The organism is Paenibacillus sp. J31R98 (genome assembly GCF_056269245.1).
This window is the reverse complement of sequence record NZ_JBWDNO010000005.1, coordinates 393,687-411,471: the sequence shown is the minus strand read 5'-3', so window position 1 is coordinate 411,471 and position 17,785 is coordinate 393,687. Positions and strand designations below refer to the sequence as shown.

General features: G+C 45.3%; 16 protein-coding genes and 1 tRNA gene. 11 read left to right on the top strand and 6 right to left on the bottom strand.

The genetic code is table 11. The features are described from left to right. Nucleotides 1-662 precede the first annotated feature (662 nt). The 3 genes from AC0YNX_RS20645 to AC0YNX_RS20635 form a co-directional block, all read right to left on the bottom strand. Nucleotides 663-1,238, bottom strand: coding sequence for a TetR/AcrR family transcriptional regulator (locus AC0YNX_RS20645; protein WP_475817581.1), 576 nt, complete (start codon nt 1,236-1,238; stop codon nt 663-665). Beyond that, nucleotides 1,235-1,696 (bottom strand): nuclear transport factor 2 family protein, encoded by a 462-nt coding sequence (locus tag AC0YNX_RS20640; protein ID WP_475817580.1) that lies wholly within the window; start codon nt 1,694-1,696, stop codon nt 1,235-1,237. Before AC0YNX_RS20640 ends, AC0YNX_RS20645 begins: the two co-directional genes overlap by 4 nt. Before the next feature lie 108 nt (nt 1,697-1,804). Continuing rightward, nucleotides 1,805-2,617, bottom strand: coding sequence for a hypothetical protein (locus AC0YNX_RS20635; RefSeq protein ID WP_475817579.1), 813 nt, complete (start codon nt 2,615-2,617; stop codon nt 1,805-1,807). Between the two features lie 223 nt (nt 2,618-2,840). Between AC0YNX_RS20635 and AC0YNX_RS20630 the strand changes: the two genes are divergently transcribed. Beyond that, the gene (locus tag AC0YNX_RS20630; protein WP_475817578.1) at nt 2,841-4,349 is read left to right on the top strand and encodes a copper amine oxidase N-terminal domain-containing protein; all 1,509 of its coding nucleotides are present in this window, start codon (nt 2,841-2,843) and stop codon (nt 4,347-4,349) included. A gap of 55 nt (nt 4,350-4,404) precedes the next feature. Here the strand turns inward: AC0YNX_RS20630 and AC0YNX_RS20625 are convergent, their stop codons facing one another. Then, a complete protein-coding gene (locus AC0YNX_RS20625; RefSeq protein WP_475817577.1) occupies nt 4,405-4,770 on the bottom strand; it encodes a VOC family protein in 366 nt (121 codons plus the stop codon). 98 nt (nt 4,771-4,868) lie between these two features. Between AC0YNX_RS20625 and AC0YNX_RS20620 the strand changes: the two genes are divergently transcribed. The 8 genes from AC0YNX_RS20620 to AC0YNX_RS20585 all read left to right on the top strand — a co-directional run bounded on the left by AC0YNX_RS20620 (nt 4,869) and on the right by AC0YNX_RS20585 (nt 13,770). Then, a complete protein-coding gene (locus tag AC0YNX_RS20620) occupies nt 4,869-5,546 on the top strand; it encodes a TetR/AcrR family transcriptional regulator C-terminal domain-containing protein (RefSeq protein WP_475817576.1) in 678 nt (225 codons plus the stop codon). A gap of 65 nt (nt 5,547-5,611) precedes the next feature. Continuing rightward, on the top strand, nt 5,612-7,156 hold the full coding sequence (locus AC0YNX_RS20615) for an ATP-binding protein (protein ID WP_475817575.1): 1,545 nt from the start codon (nt 5,612-5,614) through the stop codon (nt 7,154-7,156). A gap of 26 nt (nt 7,157-7,182) precedes the next feature. Continuing rightward, entirely contained in the window at nt 7,183-7,902 is a 720-nt protein-coding gene (locus AC0YNX_RS20610; RefSeq protein WP_475817574.1) for an SDR family NAD(P)-dependent oxidoreductase, read from the top strand. Next, on the top strand, nt 7,895-8,611 hold the full coding sequence (locus AC0YNX_RS20605) for a response regulator transcription factor (RefSeq protein ID WP_475817573.1): 717 nt from the start codon (nt 7,895-7,897) through the stop codon (nt 8,609-8,611). The genes AC0YNX_RS20610 and AC0YNX_RS20605 overlap by 8 nt, the downstream gene beginning before the upstream one ends. Further along, complete coding sequence (locus AC0YNX_RS20600) at nt 8,608-9,987, top strand: sensor histidine kinase (RefSeq protein WP_475817572.1); 1,380 nt, start codon at nt 8,608-8,610, stop codon at nt 9,985-9,987. Before AC0YNX_RS20605 ends, AC0YNX_RS20600 begins: the two co-directional genes overlap by 4 nt. Before the next feature lie 66 nt (nt 9,988-10,053). After that, entirely contained in the window at nt 10,054-11,181 is a 1,128-nt protein-coding gene (locus AC0YNX_RS20595; RefSeq protein WP_475817571.1) for an ABC transporter permease, read from the top strand. Continuing rightward, entirely contained in the window at nt 11,178-11,855 is a 678-nt protein-coding gene (locus AC0YNX_RS20590) for an ABC transporter ATP-binding protein (RefSeq protein WP_475817570.1), read from the top strand. The genes AC0YNX_RS20595 and AC0YNX_RS20590 overlap by 4 nt, the downstream gene beginning before the upstream one ends. A 169-nt stretch (nt 11,856-12,024) precedes the next feature. Then, nucleotides 12,025-13,770 carry an ABC-F family ATP-binding cassette domain-containing protein gene (locus AC0YNX_RS20585; protein WP_475817569.1) on the top strand — a complete coding sequence of 582 codons (1,746 nt, stop codon included), beginning with the start codon at nt 12,025-12,027 and terminating at the stop codon, nt 13,768-13,770. 80 nt (nt 13,771-13,850) lie between these two features. Here the strand turns inward: AC0YNX_RS20585 and AC0YNX_RS20580 are convergent. Further along, nucleotides 13,851-13,927, bottom strand: a tRNA-Met gene (locus AC0YNX_RS20580). A gap of 164 nt (nt 13,928-14,091) precedes the next feature. On the opposite strand from AC0YNX_RS20580, the gene AC0YNX_RS20575 reads away from it, so the two are divergent. Next, nucleotides 14,092-15,666 carry an ABC-F family ATP-binding cassette domain-containing protein gene (locus tag AC0YNX_RS20575; RefSeq protein ID WP_475817568.1) on the top strand — a complete coding sequence of 525 codons (1,575 nt, stop codon included), beginning with the start codon at nt 14,092-14,094 and terminating at the stop codon, nt 15,664-15,666. Continuing rightward, a complete protein-coding gene (locus tag AC0YNX_RS20570; protein ID WP_475817567.1) occupies nt 15,663-16,880 on the top strand; it encodes an MFS transporter in 1,218 nt (405 codons plus the stop codon). The genes AC0YNX_RS20575 and AC0YNX_RS20570 overlap by 4 nt, the downstream gene beginning before the upstream one ends. Nucleotides 16,881-16,929: 49 nt before the next feature. On the opposite strand, the gene AC0YNX_RS20565 is transcribed toward AC0YNX_RS20570, so the two are convergent. Then, complete coding sequence (locus AC0YNX_RS20565) at nt 16,930-17,784, bottom strand: alpha/beta fold hydrolase (RefSeq protein WP_475817566.1); 855 nt, start codon at nt 17,782-17,784, stop codon at nt 16,930-16,932. Between the last annotated feature and the right edge of the window lies 1 nt (nt 17,785).

Below are 17,785 nucleotides of genomic sequence, written 5' to 3'. Positions count from 1 at the left end.
CCTATTTTCCACACATATCCCAATGCTATTTTTATTTAGTAATGATATTAACCGCGAGATACCGCAAATTGGGCGGATGACGTATACTTGTTAGACAACTTAATAAACAATGTATCCTAAAATAGATGGAGATGTGAAATGAGTAAAGGTAAAGTATGGAACAGAGGTAAACACAACGGTAGAGGCCTACCTCCTCGTAAAGAAAATAAGAGCCCTGATAATCCGAGTGGTAATACCACAGGGAGCTCGGGAGTAGAGCCATCCGGGCTAACAAAGGACAATATTTCATCTCGCATAAATACAGTGAAATTAATGAATAGGGATAACTGGATCGGCCGCGTCACTCCAGTGAAACGCGAAGACTTGGATAGAACTTAAATCTCTCAGAGTAGAAGAGACTTATTTTCGCCTGATGTATTATTGGCTGTTACTGTCTTGATGAATTCGGAGTACTTGTCGAGGAGCAGCTCTTTAATCAGAATGAGCTTATCCATACTAATTCAATGAGTCCTCCTATGAATTAATTAGCTCGTTTATTAATAAAGCTGCCGATTCTCGGCAGCTTTATTTTTATTGCCGTACCCTAAATAACGGCAAGTTTTTTTGGTAGCGGATGGGCAAGCTCCATGCCTAGCATCAGCCATCTCAGAGTGGGAAATTCCCTAATGTGGAGCCGCCCTGAGGGATTTCGTCACTCGCTCGGCGAGACTTGCCAGGGTACGTTCGAAAGTGGTCTCATCATTGAGCGCTCTACTGAGAATTAATCCTCCCTGAATCCCGGCAACCGCCTCCTCTGAAATTTCAGCAGCGGTTTCAATGGATGCTCCTGCTCGAACAAGTGCGGCACATAATGCATCGATCCACCTTTTAAAATACTGTCGAATCATCGAAGCGAACCGATCCCGCGTCTCGTCAAGAGCAAAAGCACCGACAAGACATATCCGTTGACCCGATTGAAAATACGAATCGACTTCGCGCCACATGGTTTGAATAGCCGCAAGGGGTTCGTCCCGTTCGAGCGGCTCAAATACGTTACTTATGAACCATTTATCTATGTGTGCGAGAATCTCGGCGGCCATTTCCTCTTTCCCTCCAGGGAAGAAATAGTAAAGACTTCCTTTGGAAAGTCGTGTACGGGCCGTGATCTTGCTCAAGGATGCACCTTCGTAACCGAGCTCGCGAAAAACCTCAGCAACCATCGGAATGACATCTGCCTTTTCGAATACGGTACGGGTCATAGGCCTAGATCGGTTAAACCGGGATGGTCATCGGGGCGCCGTCCGAGTGGCCAATGAAATTTTCGTTCGGATTCACTAATCGGCATATCATTAATCGATGCAAACCTGCGCTTCATCAAGCCATCGGCAGCAAACTCCCAGTTCTCGTTCCCGTATGATCGGAACCAATTTCCGCTATCGTCATGCCACTCGTATGCAAAGCGCACTGCGATCCGGTCATCGGTGAATGACCAAAGCTCCTTTATGAGCCGGTAGTCCAGCTCCTTAGCCCATTTTCTTGCGAGTAACGAGACAATTTCTGTTCGACCGACCGGAAATTCAGTGCGGTTCCTCCAACGGCCGTCCTCTGTATAGACAAGTGAGACCCGATGCGGGTCTCGACTGTTCCAACTATCTTCAGCCATCCGGACTTTATTAATTGCGGATTCGCGTGTGAATGGGGGAACGAGAATACTCATTTAAATCTCCTCACCTTCATTTCCATTTGTTATAGTATAGACCGATCGGTTTACGACTGCAAGTAGCACAGGATAATAAGATGAGTGGTACGGTTCACTGATCGTACTTTAAGGTTTTATTTTTATCGAAACAATAAAAGTACCGCCTGTAGTGTTGTTAATATTCAGCATAAGGTCTTTTCCCGAAACAGTATCGGGTTCAAGCAAGATTTGCTGTAAACGAAATGAGCCATGATCGGTTGCAACTTTTTTTGTCCAAATGATCTTGCTGTTATCCTGGATTTCCAGTGTAACGTAATCACCTACCCAGCCATTACCTGACACTTCGAACGGTTTTCCTAGTTCAATCATCTCCGGATAGTTTAACAAAGAGCGTTCTGGCATCCATTCTTTATGCCTATCAATAAGAAATTCAAACAATGCTGGAGAATGAGCAAAATAATTGTTGCTATGATTGCCTTCGGACATATGGATGGATACTTTATCTTTCTCCGGTGCGCAACTATTTCTGGAATATCCATTCAGTTGATCACATACCCACGCAGGAGATATCTGTATCTCTCTACCTGATTTCAAGCTGACATGAAGAGCAAAACTCATTTTCGGTTCACTAAGCTTGGAATTCAATTCAGGAGTCGCCTGATTGATCCATTGCAGCAACTGATCTATTCGATCTTTATCCGTATCCGGAAATAAAGGCTGACTGACTTTCGGGGACGGCGTTGGTGGTGACATGGTAACCCATTGAATGTCGTTGACTGTCCATCGTACATTCGTGGCAGGAGGATTATCCTCAACCACATAATTCTCCGATTGCATAGGAGTGGAATGCTGGGCATGTGGTGATGGTGTTTCTTTACAGCCGATGAGCACGACAATCGCCAGCGATACAATAAAGAATAAACGAATAATAGAGATCAACTAGCGAGCACCTCCATAGCAGATTTAGTAATATTCATGCGAGTCTTTTCACAGTCTACCATAACGGATAGTACCAGGAGTGAAATTAGGAAATATCCTATTCTTTTTTATGTTTCATTACCAAAAACTATATAATAATCAACCTGTAATGTTATATAATACAGAAAAATATGGATTAGTTTGGGTGGATGAACGAAGACAGCTGACTTGGGGGACTGATTATATGAAGCTACAACGATTGTTTATTGGAGTGGTAGTACTGCTGCTAGTTCTAGTGTTCGAAGGCAGTACGCAGGCGCAGGCCGCTCCTAAAGGAAATAGCGGCAACAATGCGACAACAGCATTGAAGCTAGTTGTCGATAATCGACTTACGATGGAACTGTCATATGAAATCAATGGGACAACATGGGTACCTGTAGCTCCGATTGCAACAGCACTTGGCGGTAAAGTGAAGGGTGCGAATGGAAAGACGAGTGTGCAATGGGGCGAGACGATCGTTACCCTGACGATTGGTTCCAAGAAGGCTACGATTAACGGGGATGGAATTCTCCTGCCTCAGGTGCCTATAACGATTAAAGGCAAGCTCTACTTGCCATTCAAAGCAATCGGCAGTGTGTTCGGAATCAATGCTGTATACCACGCAGCAGATAAGAGAATTATCCTTACAACTAAGTTCAAAGAAGCAATTATATATGGATACGCAGATGATAAGAATGGGCAGCCTGTGCAGCAAGGATCTATTACGTTCTTGAGCCAAGATGCCTCGTCTACCAGATATACAGCCAAGATTACAAATGGTTACTATCGTGTCGGCGTACCTGAAGGTACATATTCAGCAGAGGTACTGCAAAAGGACAATGCGCCCGCTTTGACAGTCAATCTTTCGGGCTACACCGTTACTGTCAAAAAAGAGAAACGCGTATTTCTGCGGGTATCACAGCCTCAGCCAGATTTGACGATAAACGTACACTATGAGGATGGGAAGAAAGTAGAATCGGGTACTCTCGCGGTGCATACGAACGGTGGAGAAGCAAAGGTTTCAATTTATCAAGGCCAAGCGGACTACTACGTAGAGGAAAAGGAGCAGCTCTTCTTCGATAGCATCACAATCGATCATGTAAATAACCAGCAATGGGACGTATATGCCATTTATGAAGCTGATCCGGAACTAGGACATGCTATAGTGGACGTTACCGTTCATCCAGTGAATGTGCGGTTGCAGGTAAAGCAGAACGGCGTTTCTCTGAAAATGGAAGGCTCTATCATGCTGAGCGACCCACAGTCTGCTGGGAATGGCCTATACGACTACAAACTGGTGAATGGAGAAGTTGCTCTGTATTTGCCGCAAGGGTCTTATGAGTGGATTGATTATTGGACCTATGGCTCGAACCTGCATGTTCAGGTTAGCAAGAAGTTTGAAGTCACGGACACTAAGGCATCCATGACTGTTGTCAGCGACATTCTCGGCAGTAAGGTCCAAGGCGTCCTTCAATCTAGTGAAGGGGCGCCAATGAAAGGAGGAATATTGTTTTTCTCCTTAAACAGCGACCCTAATCATGCCACTGCGGGTATTGCAACTGTTGATTTTAGCAATGGAAAGTATGCAATCATCCTTCCTGACGGTACTTATTCAGTGACTTACAACGATTCAAATGGTCAAATGCATTCCATCACGGATTCCTATGTTGTGACGAATGGGACGGCTATTTCGCCGAATCTCGTCGTTAATTAGTAGTAAAGGCCATCCCGCAAAGGATGGCCTTTAAACTTGCTCTTAAAGCTCTTGTTTAGATAGCAAACGAGGTAACCTCGAACAGAATGCCATCAAGAGCCTTGAAGTAAAGCGTGTAACCGCCACGCATCGACTTCGGACTACTTTCCTTGCTAGTCAGCCCCGCAGCTATAAGCCTAAGGCAGAATTGATCTACCTCTTCTTTCGTGTCCACGTAGAATCCGACATGGAAGCCATCGGGGTAAGTCGGAATCTCGCCTTCTACCAATCGACTTAAGACGAGCGTAAACCCCGCCTCGTCTTTCATAACTACAATGGCATCACCTTTCCGATCCGTAAGCTCAAAACCGAATATATCAGCGAAAAAGATAACTGCTTCCGACATATTGTGTACGCACAAATTGAGGTGGTTTAGCTTCATTTCTATTGCTCCTTTACTATTCTAATGCCTTTAGATTAATCTAATGGTATTAGAATATTTCTTCTATGCTATACTTGTCAAGTGAAAGGGTGAACCCGTTGGCTAGGAAAACTCGTACAACCAATACTCCGCTGGACCAGACCAGAATTATTCAGACAGCGTTGCAATTGCTGGAAGAAATCGGTCTTAAGGAATTGAGCATGAACAAAATCGCGAACAGGCTACAGGTGAAGACTGCGTCGCTATATTATCATATCCAAGACAAGGGTGAGCTCATGGGACTGCTGGCCGATCGAATAAGCAGTACCATGGAGTGGCCGGATTCATCTCTTCCTTGGAGGGAGCAACTTGGGCTCTGGGGGGAAGCTTTCCGTAAGATCCTTCTCTCGCACCGGGATACGGTGGAACTGTTCAATTCCAGTATAGCCATAGGCTATGATCGTCTTAAGCAGGTAGAGAAGCTATACGCGTTATTGTCATCTGTCGGTTTCCCGGACGAGCAGGTGCCTTGGGTAGCTTCGATTTTGAAAAATTATGTGCTTGGATTTGTAGGAGAAGAGGTAAGGCTGCGATTGAATACTGAGCAGGGTTCCATCTCGAATATGGAGCTAAGTGAACGCTATAACCAATATTATAGTCAACTACCTTCAGGGGAGTTCCCTACGGTAATCCGTTTGGCGTCGTACACGACAAATTCCGATTGGGCGAAGGAGTTCAAGTTCGGTCTTGATGTTCTGACAGAGGGACTGGCGATAAAGATTCTGCAGAATCGATAAGGTTGGTGACTATTATGAAGATAGAATCAAGAGCTACATATATATCTAACTCACACGAAAAGTGTTTGGATAATAAATTAAATCCTGATGATCTGCCAGCTCCTAAAGAGAAATTGCCGGATAGTGTGTTGGAGCACAAGAAGAGGGTACTTGATGATACCATCTCTGTAGCAAGGCAATTTATGACGAGGTTAATATCTGATTTAGACGGGACGGCTGTTTTGATCTGTATCACTGATCATGAAGGGTACATCCTAGAATTGTACGGCGATGAAATGATTAAGTGGCAGATTGAATCATTAGGTTTAACCCCCGGAATCCGATTAGAGGAAGAGAAGGTTGGAACGAATAGTATTGAAATGGCATTAAGAATGGAACAACCCGCCAAGCTTATTGGATCAGACCATTTCTTCCGTTGTTTACATGAAAGTGCTTGTATCTCTGTACCATTTCGTTCTTCAGGCAAGATAGGCGGAACCATCTCGATGATGATGGCCGCTCATCATATAAGTCCATACCATGTGGGCTTGCTCCAGTCTGCTGTAGATTCAATAGAACGAGAGGTAATTGGAAAGAAGCAGAATAAGAAATTATTAGTCTTGAATCAAGTGCTCATGGAAAACAGTCGAAACGGGGTTATTTTGACCGATGAGGACGGGCAGGTAGTTGAAATCAATCCTTATGCGGAGAAAGTTTTATCTAGCAATAAAGGTGAACTACGCAACCGTCCTATTACGGAAGTAGCGGTTATCGGAGAATACATGGGCTGTGTTCTGAGCGGCGGCAAAAAGTATGAGGATATAGAGATATCGATATCGAATAAAACGTTTTTATTCGACTCATTCCCAATCTATGATGAATTGGGCCAAATTATCGGCGTATTTGGTCAGTTTAGAGATATTACAGAGAGACTTGTACTAGAAAGACAACTCATGCTAAGCGAGAAATTGTCGGCTATAGGTAAAATTGGTGCTGGACTTGCGCATGAGATTCGAAATCCGCTTACGTCAATCATAGGATTATTAGCGCTCCTCAAAGAACATTTCAAAACAGCTGACCATAAGCAAAAGGATTATTTTAGAATTATCTTCAGTGAATTAGAACGAATTAAAGCGCTTGTTCAGCAATTAGTAATGATGGCTAAGCCAGATCAAAAAGAAATCGTAATAACTAGAGTAGGCTTACATGAACTTATTGAAGATATCTTAGCGTTAATGGAGAATGACTTTCATAGTAAAAATATTAAGGTTCATTATCAACCCTTATTTACAGACAAGATTTATATAGATAAGGACAAAATCAAACAAGTCATTCTAAATATGTTGCAAAATGCCTTTGATGCAATCGACTTAGATGGGCACATATCTGTCGTTATCCGGCAGAGCGAGCTTAATAATGGGACTGAAATCGTGATCAGTGATGATGGATGTGGCATGGATAAAGATACGTTAGAGAAGCTCTCTACTCCTTTCCATTCAACGAAAAAATACGGACTAGGCCTAGGATTATCGATGAGCTATCGTATGATTGAATTGCATAAAGGAAGAATAAAAGCAGAAAGCGAGCATGGAAAAGGGACAACCTTCATCATATGGTTGCCGCAAACTTAAAAATTCAATATATATGAGGATGCTTCATGAAAAATTTTATTATCTTCGGAGCAAGTAAAGGATTGGGCGAGGCATTCGTCAAAGGATTGCCAGAGCAAGGTGATCGTGTTTGGGTGGTTTCCAGAACTTATCCTAACAGCGTAGAGCTTGAAGATGGTGTCCAGAAATATTGGATTGAGGCTAATTTGGCGAAATCCGATGCAAGCAATCTAATTGCGAATACATTAAAGGACGTTACGATAGACGTATTAATATATAATGTCGGGATATGGGAGAGCAAGGGGTTCAGAGATGACTATGATTTTGAGCAAGATGATCCAGCTGAGATCGCGGGCATCATTAACATCAATGTTACTTCTGCTATTACCTGCATACAGAAGCTTCTACCGAGTCTGAAACAGTCAGCTAACGCCAAAATTTTCTTAATCGGCTCCACGGCAGGCCTTGAAAATAATGATTTCACGCAAGTTACTTTCGCAGCTTCTAAGTTCGGGTTGCGTGGTATTGGAAATTCGATAAGGGAGCATGTAAAGAAGTATGGGATCGGTGTGACTGTTATCAATCCTGGTGAAATTGCAACCCAGATTCCATTGGAAGATGGAATTGAGAAAGTCTTGTCCGCATACAAGGGCACACAGATTCCGCTTCAAGATATTGTTTCTTTAGTTAAATGCGTAATGAACCTCTCTAGAGCCTCTTGTGTAAAAGAAATAAACATTCCAGCAATGTTGGATACAAATGCGTAGTCGACATAGACAGAGACTGGGGGTTTTTAAGCTGAACCATCTGCTACTGGCAGACGATGATCCCAATATTAGAGCGCTGGTGCGTTATGTTATGACCCGTGAAGGGTATAGCGTGCATGAAGCTCGCGACGGGGCCGAGGCGGTAAAGGTTATGGAACGGTCGTCGATAGATATCGCTATCATTGATGTGATGATGCCGCATATGGACGGGTTTGAATTGTGTGAGCATATTCGGCAGCATTACGACATCCCGATTATATTGCTCACGGCCAAGGATCAGCTGTCCGATAAGGAACAAGGCTATCTAAAAGGAACGGATGACTATGTGACCAAGCCTTTCGAGCCGGAAGAGCTGCTCTTCCGGGTCAAAGCGCTGTTCCGCCGCTATAACCGGGCGGCGAATGACATCATTCGGATTCATCATATGACCATTGATCGCAAAAACGTTGAAGTGAACGACGGCCAATCTATTATTTTACTGCCAATGAAGGAATTTGAGTTGCTAGCCCAGCTGGCACAGTACCCAGGGCGTCTATTTTCCCGCGACGAGTTGATCCGTCTCGTTTGGGGGCAAGATTATGAAGGAGACGACAATACAGTTAATGTACATATCAACAGACTGCGCCAGCGCTTTGTCGATTATGCGGATGACTTTGTTATTCAGACCGTTCGAGGCATCGGCTACAAAATGGTAGTGAGGGAAAAATGAAAAGTCTGTACTATCGTGTGATACTAATCACCTTAGCCGTCATCTTCGCCAGCAGTGTGCTGGGGTTCCTCGCTTCTAATAGTTATTACCATATGAAGCTCAAACCGGTCAACGATGAGAAGCTTGTATCGATTGCGGAGAATATGAAGAAATTCATTGAATTTGATCCCGCGGATATGGAGCGATATCTAGGCAATGCGGCTGCTTTAGGGTACGAAATCTATGTGACGGATGGGCATGAAGAATCGCACTTCTATGGGAGGAGCTTCCGTGAGCAGGATCTAGACGAGCAAGAAGTCAGAATCGTTCTTGGAGGAGGCACCTACCACGGTGTGGCGCAGTTTCCAAATAAGGCTTTCATCACAGGATTCTTCGAGAACCGATTAAGCAATACGGTAGGTGTACCCATCCAAGCATCTGGAAAGACGTACGCCTTGTTCATGCGCCCGGATGTATTGCTGCAGTTCGGGGAGCTTCGAACCTTCTTTGCATTGATCGGATTGTTGACCATCCTCATCAGCATTTTATTCTTCTTGGTGAGCACTCGCTATATAGTCAAGCCAATTACGAGGTTATCCGAAGCGACCAAACGCCTCGCACAAGGGAACTATAATCTTCGCCTAGTGACGGGGAGAAGTGATGAAATCGGTCAGCTAGCCGAGCATTTTATGACGATGAGCCGGGAGCTGGAGCGAGTCGATCTGGCACGCCAGCAATTTGTATCGAATGTATCGCATGAAATTGGGTCGCCACTTACCTCCATCCAAGGATTTGCTAAAGTATTAGCGCAAGGAGATTTGCCGCAAGAAGATCGCTTGCAATATGCCTCGATTGTTGAAGCTGAAAGTCGCCATCTCTCCATGCTGAGCAAACAATTGTTGCTGCTCTCTACGCTAGAACAAGGAGAAGAGGCGCTGAACAAGAAGCACTTTTCCTTACGGGGTCATATTCGTCAAGCCGTGCAAGTACTGCAATGGCAGCTGGATGAGAAGGATCTTTTACTAAAACTATCCGTTCCAGAATCCATTTCCGTTTATGGCGATGAAGTGCTTCTGATACAAGTATGGACAAATTTGCTGAGCAATGCGGCAAATCATATTCCATCGGGCCGAAGCATCGACATACGGGCAGAGGACATGCAGCTTCACACCCGCATTATGATTTCGGATACTGGGGAAGGGATTGCTCCCGAGCATTTGCCTTTTCTATTCGATCGTTTCTATCGTGTCGATCGCGCACGGGAACGTGCTACGGGCCGAACGGGATTGGGACTGGCCATCGTGAAGAAGATTATGCAGCTGCACGAGGGAACTATCGAAGTGAGCAGCACGCAAGGGGTAGGCACCTGTATGACGGTGACGATTCCCAAATTGTAATGTGTTATTTATGCGCCATTTATATTCGCTGCCTAAACTGGAGACATCCAAGAGGAGGTTCGCTAAATGTATCTGGCTATTCGAGAAATGAGGTTCGCTAAAGTCCGTTACTCGCTCATTGCAATTATTATGCTGCTTATCGCTTTCCTGGTTATGTTCGTTACCGGGCTTGCGAATGGGCTCGCCTATGATAATGCGGCATCGATTCAGAACATGGACGCTACGCATTTTATTATGGAGAAGGATTCGAATCATCGCTTCACCCGTTCGCAACTCAGCGAACAAGTATTGAAACAAGCAAGTTCAATCGCTGGACAAGAGAACGTGCAGCCGCTTGGCATCAAGATGACCACCATGACAGCAGAGGGAACAACGAATAAGCTGGACGTGACGCTTCTTGGAATGAATCCGGAGGGCTGGTTGATGCCCAAGGTGTCCGAAGGTGAATCGATCACATCCAATGGGTCTGGACGAATACTTGTAGATCGTAAGCTGAAGGATGCGGGGATTGACCTCGGTACGATAATGGTCGATCAGGCATCAGGCTTGAAATTAGTAGTTAACGGTTTTGTCAGTCATGAATCGTACAGCCATTCGCCGGCGGTATTTCTGAATGAGAATGACTGGAAGAAGATCCACTCAGATACAGTTGCGCGACCGGGAACAGGAAGTGCACAAGACGGCAAGGCCTATAATGCAGTTGCCGTAAAGGCGGATAAGCACCAAGTGGAGCAGCTTGTTGCAGTCTTCCCGGACGCAGAGATCGTTACTAAATCAGATGCTGTTTCGGCAATCCCGGGCTACAAGGAGGAGCAAGGATCATTATGGATGATGATCATTTTCTTGTTTATCATTTCTTCCTTTGTCCTAGCCGTGTTCTTCTATGTCATCACGATCCAGAAGAGCAGTCAATTTGGTATTTTGAAGGCAATTGGCACACGAACGGCTTACCTTGTACGAAGCGTCACCCTTCAAGTGCTGCTCTTATCGACAGGGAGTCTTATTACCAGCATGCTGCTTATCCAAGTAATTGAAGCCGTATTGCCTGACGGAATGCCGTTTCTGCTTCATTTCTCCACACTGGCCTATACGAGCGGTGCTTTTATTCTGATGTCGCTTGTCGGATCGATGCTTTCCGTTTGGAAAGTAACCAGAATAGATGCCTTGGATGCAATAGGGAGGAGTGCAGCATGAGACACAGACTTATCTTGGACAATATTACGCATACCTTCGAGGATGGCGGCATGCAGCGAACGGTGCTCGATCACCTAAGCTTGCAAGTGTCGGAAGGGGAATTTGTCGCCGTTATGGGGCCTTCTGGATCCGGCAAGAGCACGTTCTTATCGATTGCTGGTGCGCTCCTTGAGCCTACGAGCGGCGGAGTATTGCTGGACGGAGAATCGATCACCGGTAAACAGAAGCATTCTTTGCCCGACATGCGGCTGAACAAGATCGGATTTATTTTTCAAAGTGCCAACTTGATTCCATACTTGAAGGTGGAAGAACAGTTGATGCTGATCGCAAAGTTGGGGGATATGAACAAAGGGAAGGCGAATGAACGCATCGGAAAGCTGCTTCATAAGCTAGGCTTGGACCACCGCAGAAGTGCTTATCCCGACAAGTTGTCAGGTGGTGAGCGTCAGCGTGTCGCAATCGCAAGAGCACTCATGAACGATCCAGCTGTGCTGCTCGCGGACGAGCCGACGGCGAGTCTAGATGCTGCAAGAGGAATGGACGTCGTACGGATGATTGCCGGGGAGGCGAAGGAACGGGGCAAGAGCACAATTATGGTTACACACGACGAACGGGTTCTGCCGCTGTGTGATCGTGTGCTTTATTTGGATAACGGTCGTCTGATTGAAAAATAATAACAGATGACGCGAATTTATGGGCAGGGAAATTCCATAATTAGAGGGGATACAAATGGATTGTAGTTGGTTGTAAACAGTGTTACTCTAACAACGGTAAACATAAAATCTAACTTTTCCAAATGCATCTAGTAATGAACACAATTTAGTTATAAAGAAAGGTAATACGATGATAAAAGTTGAACAGTTATCCTTCTCATTTCCGCAAAAAGAACTATATAACAACATCTCATTTACGTTAGAAGAAGCACAACATTGCGCTTTTATCGGAACAAGTGGCAGTGGGAAAAGTACATTAATAGATATACTGATGGACCCAGAAAGATATCTATACGATGGCAAATTAGAGATGGACCCCGATTGCACGATTGGATTCGTAAGTCAGTTCTCAGAACTAGACAACACGAAAGAAACAACCGTCTTTGAATACATCGGAGAACAATTTATTAAGATTCAAAACGAAATTGAATCGATTTGCACGGAAATGGAAACTTCATTAGATATAGAACCGTTACTGGAAAAGTATCAATTCGCTTTAGACGCATTTGATGCAATAGGTGGGGAGGATTTTGAAAGTAACATTCATAAGCAGCTCAATTTAGCAGACCTTATGAAGCGAAGAGATACTAAGGTAGCCGATCTGAGCGGTGGGGAATTCAAACTTATTCAAGTGATGAAGGAAATGCTTAATCGCCCCGACTTGATGATTATGGACGAACCGGATGTGTTTCTAGACTTCGAAAACCTCAATGCGCTCAAAAAGCTTATTAATGGTTACAAAGGCATGCTGCTCGTTGTTACGCACAACCGATATCTCTTGAACCATTGCTTCAACAAAATCATCCACCTTGAGAACATGGAGCTCCAAGAGTTTGATGGGCGATATATGGAGTATAACTTCTCATTGCTTCAGACAAAGATCGAGTTGCAAGAAATCGCAGTCGCTGAGCATGAAGAAATTGAGAGAAACGAGAACATCATCAATAATCTTAGAGTTATCGCAACTTATAATTCAGAAGCATCAAGAGGCAGAGCGTTAAAAGCCAGAGTTAGATTTCAAGAAAGATTGGAAGCGCGTAGAATTAAAGCGCCTTTCGTTGCTATTAAGCAGCCGAATATCAGTTTTGGTATGGATCACGAAATTGAAAATGAAGACACTACTGTTGTAAAGGTCAATAATTATAGTGTTGCCTTCGATGAACTGCTCCTAGACAATGTTAACTTTGAGATAAAATCATCGGATAAAGTAGCCATTATCGGTGCAAACGGTACAGGGAAAACGACCTTACTCCGAGATATCTTTAAAAATAATCATGCTTCCATTGAAATAAATCCTGATGTTAAAGTGGCTTATCTATCTCAGCTTCAAGGCGAAATGCTAAAGGACTCTAATACGATACTAGAAGAATTCATCGATGCCGGGTTTACGACTTATGATGAGGCCAGATTGCATCTTGCTAACTATGGCTTTGAAGGAGAAATCGTTAGTCAAAAGATAGAATCATTATCCGGTGGAGAAAAAAACATCCTTCAATTGGCTAAAGTAGCTGCCAGTAAAGCAGACGTATTACTTCTTGATGAACCGACAAGCCATTTGGATACCTACACGCAAATAGCACTGGAGAAAGCCATTGAAGAATTTAAAGGTGCCATTCTCATGATTTCTCATGATTTCTATTCGGTTGTAAACGGTATGGATTATGTATTAATTATTGACGGTAAGTCGATTAGAAAAATGACTTTGAAAAAATTCAAGCAGATGATTTATGCTAGACATTTTGATAAAGACTATCTAGAAACGGAACAAAAGAAAAAAGCAGTTGAAACCAAAATAGAATTGGCTTTAAAAGATGAAGATTTTGAACGTGCAAGAGGAATGATCGATGAGCTAGAAGGGCTGATTAAGCTACTTTAACGTTTAACGAAGAAAAATGCCTTTAATCCTTATTCAGCGGATTAAAGGCATTTCTATATAAGAACGAGTTGATTGTAAATTGGTTGCGGGGGCAGGATTTGAACCTGCGGCCTTCGGGTTATGAGCCCGACGAGCTACCGAGCTGCTCCACCCCGCGATAGAAAAACGAAGCATATTGGTCTGAGTCTTGCTCAGGTCTCTAATACTACAGCAGTTCGGTCTAAAGTGCAAGTTCTATAATGGAGATCTTACTCGAGAAGAATTCGTAAGGCGGGGATGGTATAATCACGCTAGAGCGTTGAGACCAGAGGGGTGATTGCCGTGAGTGTAATACGTTTGGAGAACGTTACGAAGAAGTATGAAGAGTCCATGATCTTTCGAGATATTTATTTTCGCGTTATCCAAGGGGAACGCATCGGCCTGATTGGGCGGAATGGTGCAGGCAAGTCGACGGTATTTAAGCTTATCTTGGGCCAAGAAGAGCCGACGTCCGGCAAGGTGGAGATCGATCCGAACGTGAAGCTCGGGTATTTCTCGCAGTTCTCGGAGCTGACAGGAACCCTGTCCGTGCAGCAAGAACTGGAGGCCTGCTTCGAGCAGGTGTCCCTTATTGAACGTGAGCTGCAAGAGGTCGGGGACAAGCTGGGGATGGTTACGGACGATAGTGAAATGGACGGGCTGCTGGCGAGGCAGGCGGAGCTATTCGAGCAAATGGATCATCTTGATGGATGGAACGTGTCCGTCGAGATTAATACGGTGCTGACGAAGCTTGGGTTTAACGACCGGTCTCGTAATCAGCCGATCGATGAGTTGTCCGGAGGATGGCGTAACCGCGCGGCGCTCGCGAAGATGTTAATCGAGCTGCCCGATGTCGTTCTGCTCGACGAGCCGACGAATTACTTAGATATGGAAGGAATCGCGTGGCTGGAGCAGTGGCTGTACCGATTCAAGGGAGCCATGATTCTGGTGTCGCATGACCGGCAATTTATCGACAAAGTTGTCACGCGCACGATCGAGATTGAGAACTATCATTTTCAAGAATACGATGGCAACTACACCGACTACATCCGTAAGAAGAAAATGCGCAAGAAGGAGCTGGATCGCCAGTTCGAGTGGGAAGAAGAACTGCTTCTTATGGAATCCGAGGCGATCGACGACCGTGCGAGCAGGAAGTCCGGTTCCAAGGACCGTCTCTCGCGCAAGCTGGCAGATAATAAGAAGCGGATCGAGCCTCATCCCGTTAACGTGCTGATTACCGATATCTACGAGAAGCTGCGCTTCCCGGACAAGCTATGCGAAGTGAAGCAGATCGGGCAAACCTACGAGGGGCGACAGATCTTCGAGAACGTGAGCTTCGATATTCAGAAGGAAGACCGCTTGGTCATCGTGGGACCGAACGGAAGCGGGAAATCAACGCTCATTAAGGCGCTTACCGGGCAGGAGAACCCGGAGTCCGGAGAGGTGATCTGGGAGAAGGGCGTTAGTTACGCTTATTTCAACCGAATGTGGGAGGAGCTTAATCCGAAGGATACCGTCAGCCATGCGGTGAATACGTACGGATTGGGACTGGATGCTCCACGCAAAAAGGTGAATAAGTTTCTATCCATGCTGCAATTCTCGGAGGCGGATCTCAGCAAGATGATTAGCCATCTGTCCGGCGGCCAGAAGGCTCGTGTGGCGCTAGCCAAGTGTCTTCTATCCGGTGCGGCGGTTATCATCTTGGACGAGCCGACCAATCATCTGGATCTCATGAGCATTCAGGTCATGGAGCAAGCTCTGATCCACTTCCCCGGCGCTGTCATTACGGTAAGCCATGATCGCTTCTTCATTGATAAGATTGGAACTAAGATGCTGACCTTCGATCCGGTAACGGGAGTGAGCGAGCAGAGTTTATGAACCCATCAATCAACAAATATTCGATGCATGTGTTTATGTTTGTGTTCTACATATCGAATGCTTCGTTCGTTCCATTCTTAAGTTACTGGTTCTCCCAGAATGGGCTAAGCAACCAACAGATCGGTTTTCTATACTCACTGGGACCGTTAATCGGACTCGCAGCCCAGAGTGTCTGGGGTTATCTTAGCGATCGTTATGGAATTGGAAAGCGATTGTTAATGGTGAGCTTAATATTGACGCCGGTCGTTACTTTCGGATACTTGCTAGGGAAAGAGCGGTTTTACATGTATATCATTGTGTCTGCGGTATACTTCTTTCTGTCTTTGGCCGTGAGGCCGAATATGGAAGAAATTACGGTCAGCCATGCCAGGGCAAATAATCAAAGCTATGGGGGCATCCGTGTATTAGGTTCAATTAGCTTTGCGCTCACAGTGACTCCGCTTGGCATTATGTACAATCATTTCGGCATTAATATGATATTTGTAACGTATCTCGTTACGAGTTTAGTTGCACTCTTAGCGTTGTTGCAGGTAAAAACGTCTTCTGAGGGAAAGAAATCAAAAACAAATGCCATGGCTGACGGATTTCGTCAGTTAGCAACCAATCGCTATTTTGTCGTATTTCTACTGTCAGCTTTTCTGATCGGGCTTGCTAATGGCTTCAATATGGTGTTCTTCCCGTTACTGGTCAATAAATTAGGCGGAGAAGTAGCGCAGGAGCTCGGTGTGCTCAGCACGGTTTCAGCGTTAAGTGAGTTACCTCTGTTTATCTTTTCTGCGTACTTGCTGCGACGGTTCGGTTATTTCAATGTACTGGCTTTTTGTGCGGGCGCTGCAACCCTTCGGTGGTTCGTGCTTTCCTCAGAGCCGACGTTTCAGCTATTGTTCATGAGCCAGATGCTGCATGGAATTACTTTCGGTTTGTACACAGCAGCGGCGGTCAATTTTATTTATGAAACGAGCCCTGGGGGCTTAAAAGCAACAGGCCAAACCATCTTTGCCATTATTGCTGGCAGTCTGGCGAGCCTTATTGCTAGCAGTAGCGGCGGCTGGATTCTCGATCATTATGACTTCAATGTGTTATATACAACAGGCGCAGTATTAGCTCTTATTTCCTGTTTTATCTTTGTAGGTATATCGGTTATGCATAAGAAGCAGCAACGAAGGCTTCCGGCGGGAATTGAGGTTTTGAACTCTTCTTATCCAAAAGTATAAACTTAAACGGGGGCCAATGCGGCCCCCGTTTATTTTTGCTCTATAGAGATTATATACTTCGCAAAGTCTCCCTCTCGTAGAGGGTTCTCAAATAGTTCGCCATCATGAGGGCAAGCTGCTCCGGCACCTCGACGAGACTCATGTGGGCGACGCCCTCGAACGTATTCTCGGAAATATGAGGGTAGCTGTAGGTCGACCTGGGTGCTGTTCCTTCATTCACGCCGAAGGCCTCATCCGGAGAAATGACGTCATCCTCCGCACCGGCGACGAGCAGCACCGGGAAGTTTGCCTCGTAGAGCACCGCGCTGCGGTCCTTGCGTACTCGCATCCCCTCAAGCGCGTGAATGGCGCCTTTCGGATTCATGACCTTCCCCACGGATTTAATTCGATGAACCTCATCCGGAATTTCCTCATGTGCGGATTGGGCGAATAACTGCTCGGTCATCTTCTCCACGTATTCATGGATCCCATCCCGTCTGATGGCCTCGATATCTTGAAGACGCTTGGTCTTCACTTCGTCGGAATCGGGAAGCGCCGTGGAGTGGATCAAGCCGAAGCCCGACAACCGATGCGAATACTTGTCCGCGAAGGCGAGGGTGACATAGCCGCCCATCGAGTGACCGAAGATCACCGTTTTCTCCAGACCCAATAGATCGATCAAGCCGTGAATGTCGTTAGCCATCGTCTCCATCGTATAGATTCCGTCCGGAACCTCGGTTCCTCCGTGGCCCCTTAGATTCGGCATGATGACCCGATAATGCTTGCTGAGCTGTGGACAAACCTTATGCCAATAAAGAGAAGAGCCGCAGAAGTCATGTAGCAGTACGATCGTTCTATCGTTGTTGTGACCGCACTCTTCATATACCATGTCGATGCCGTTAACATGAACCCTATGTTTATTCATC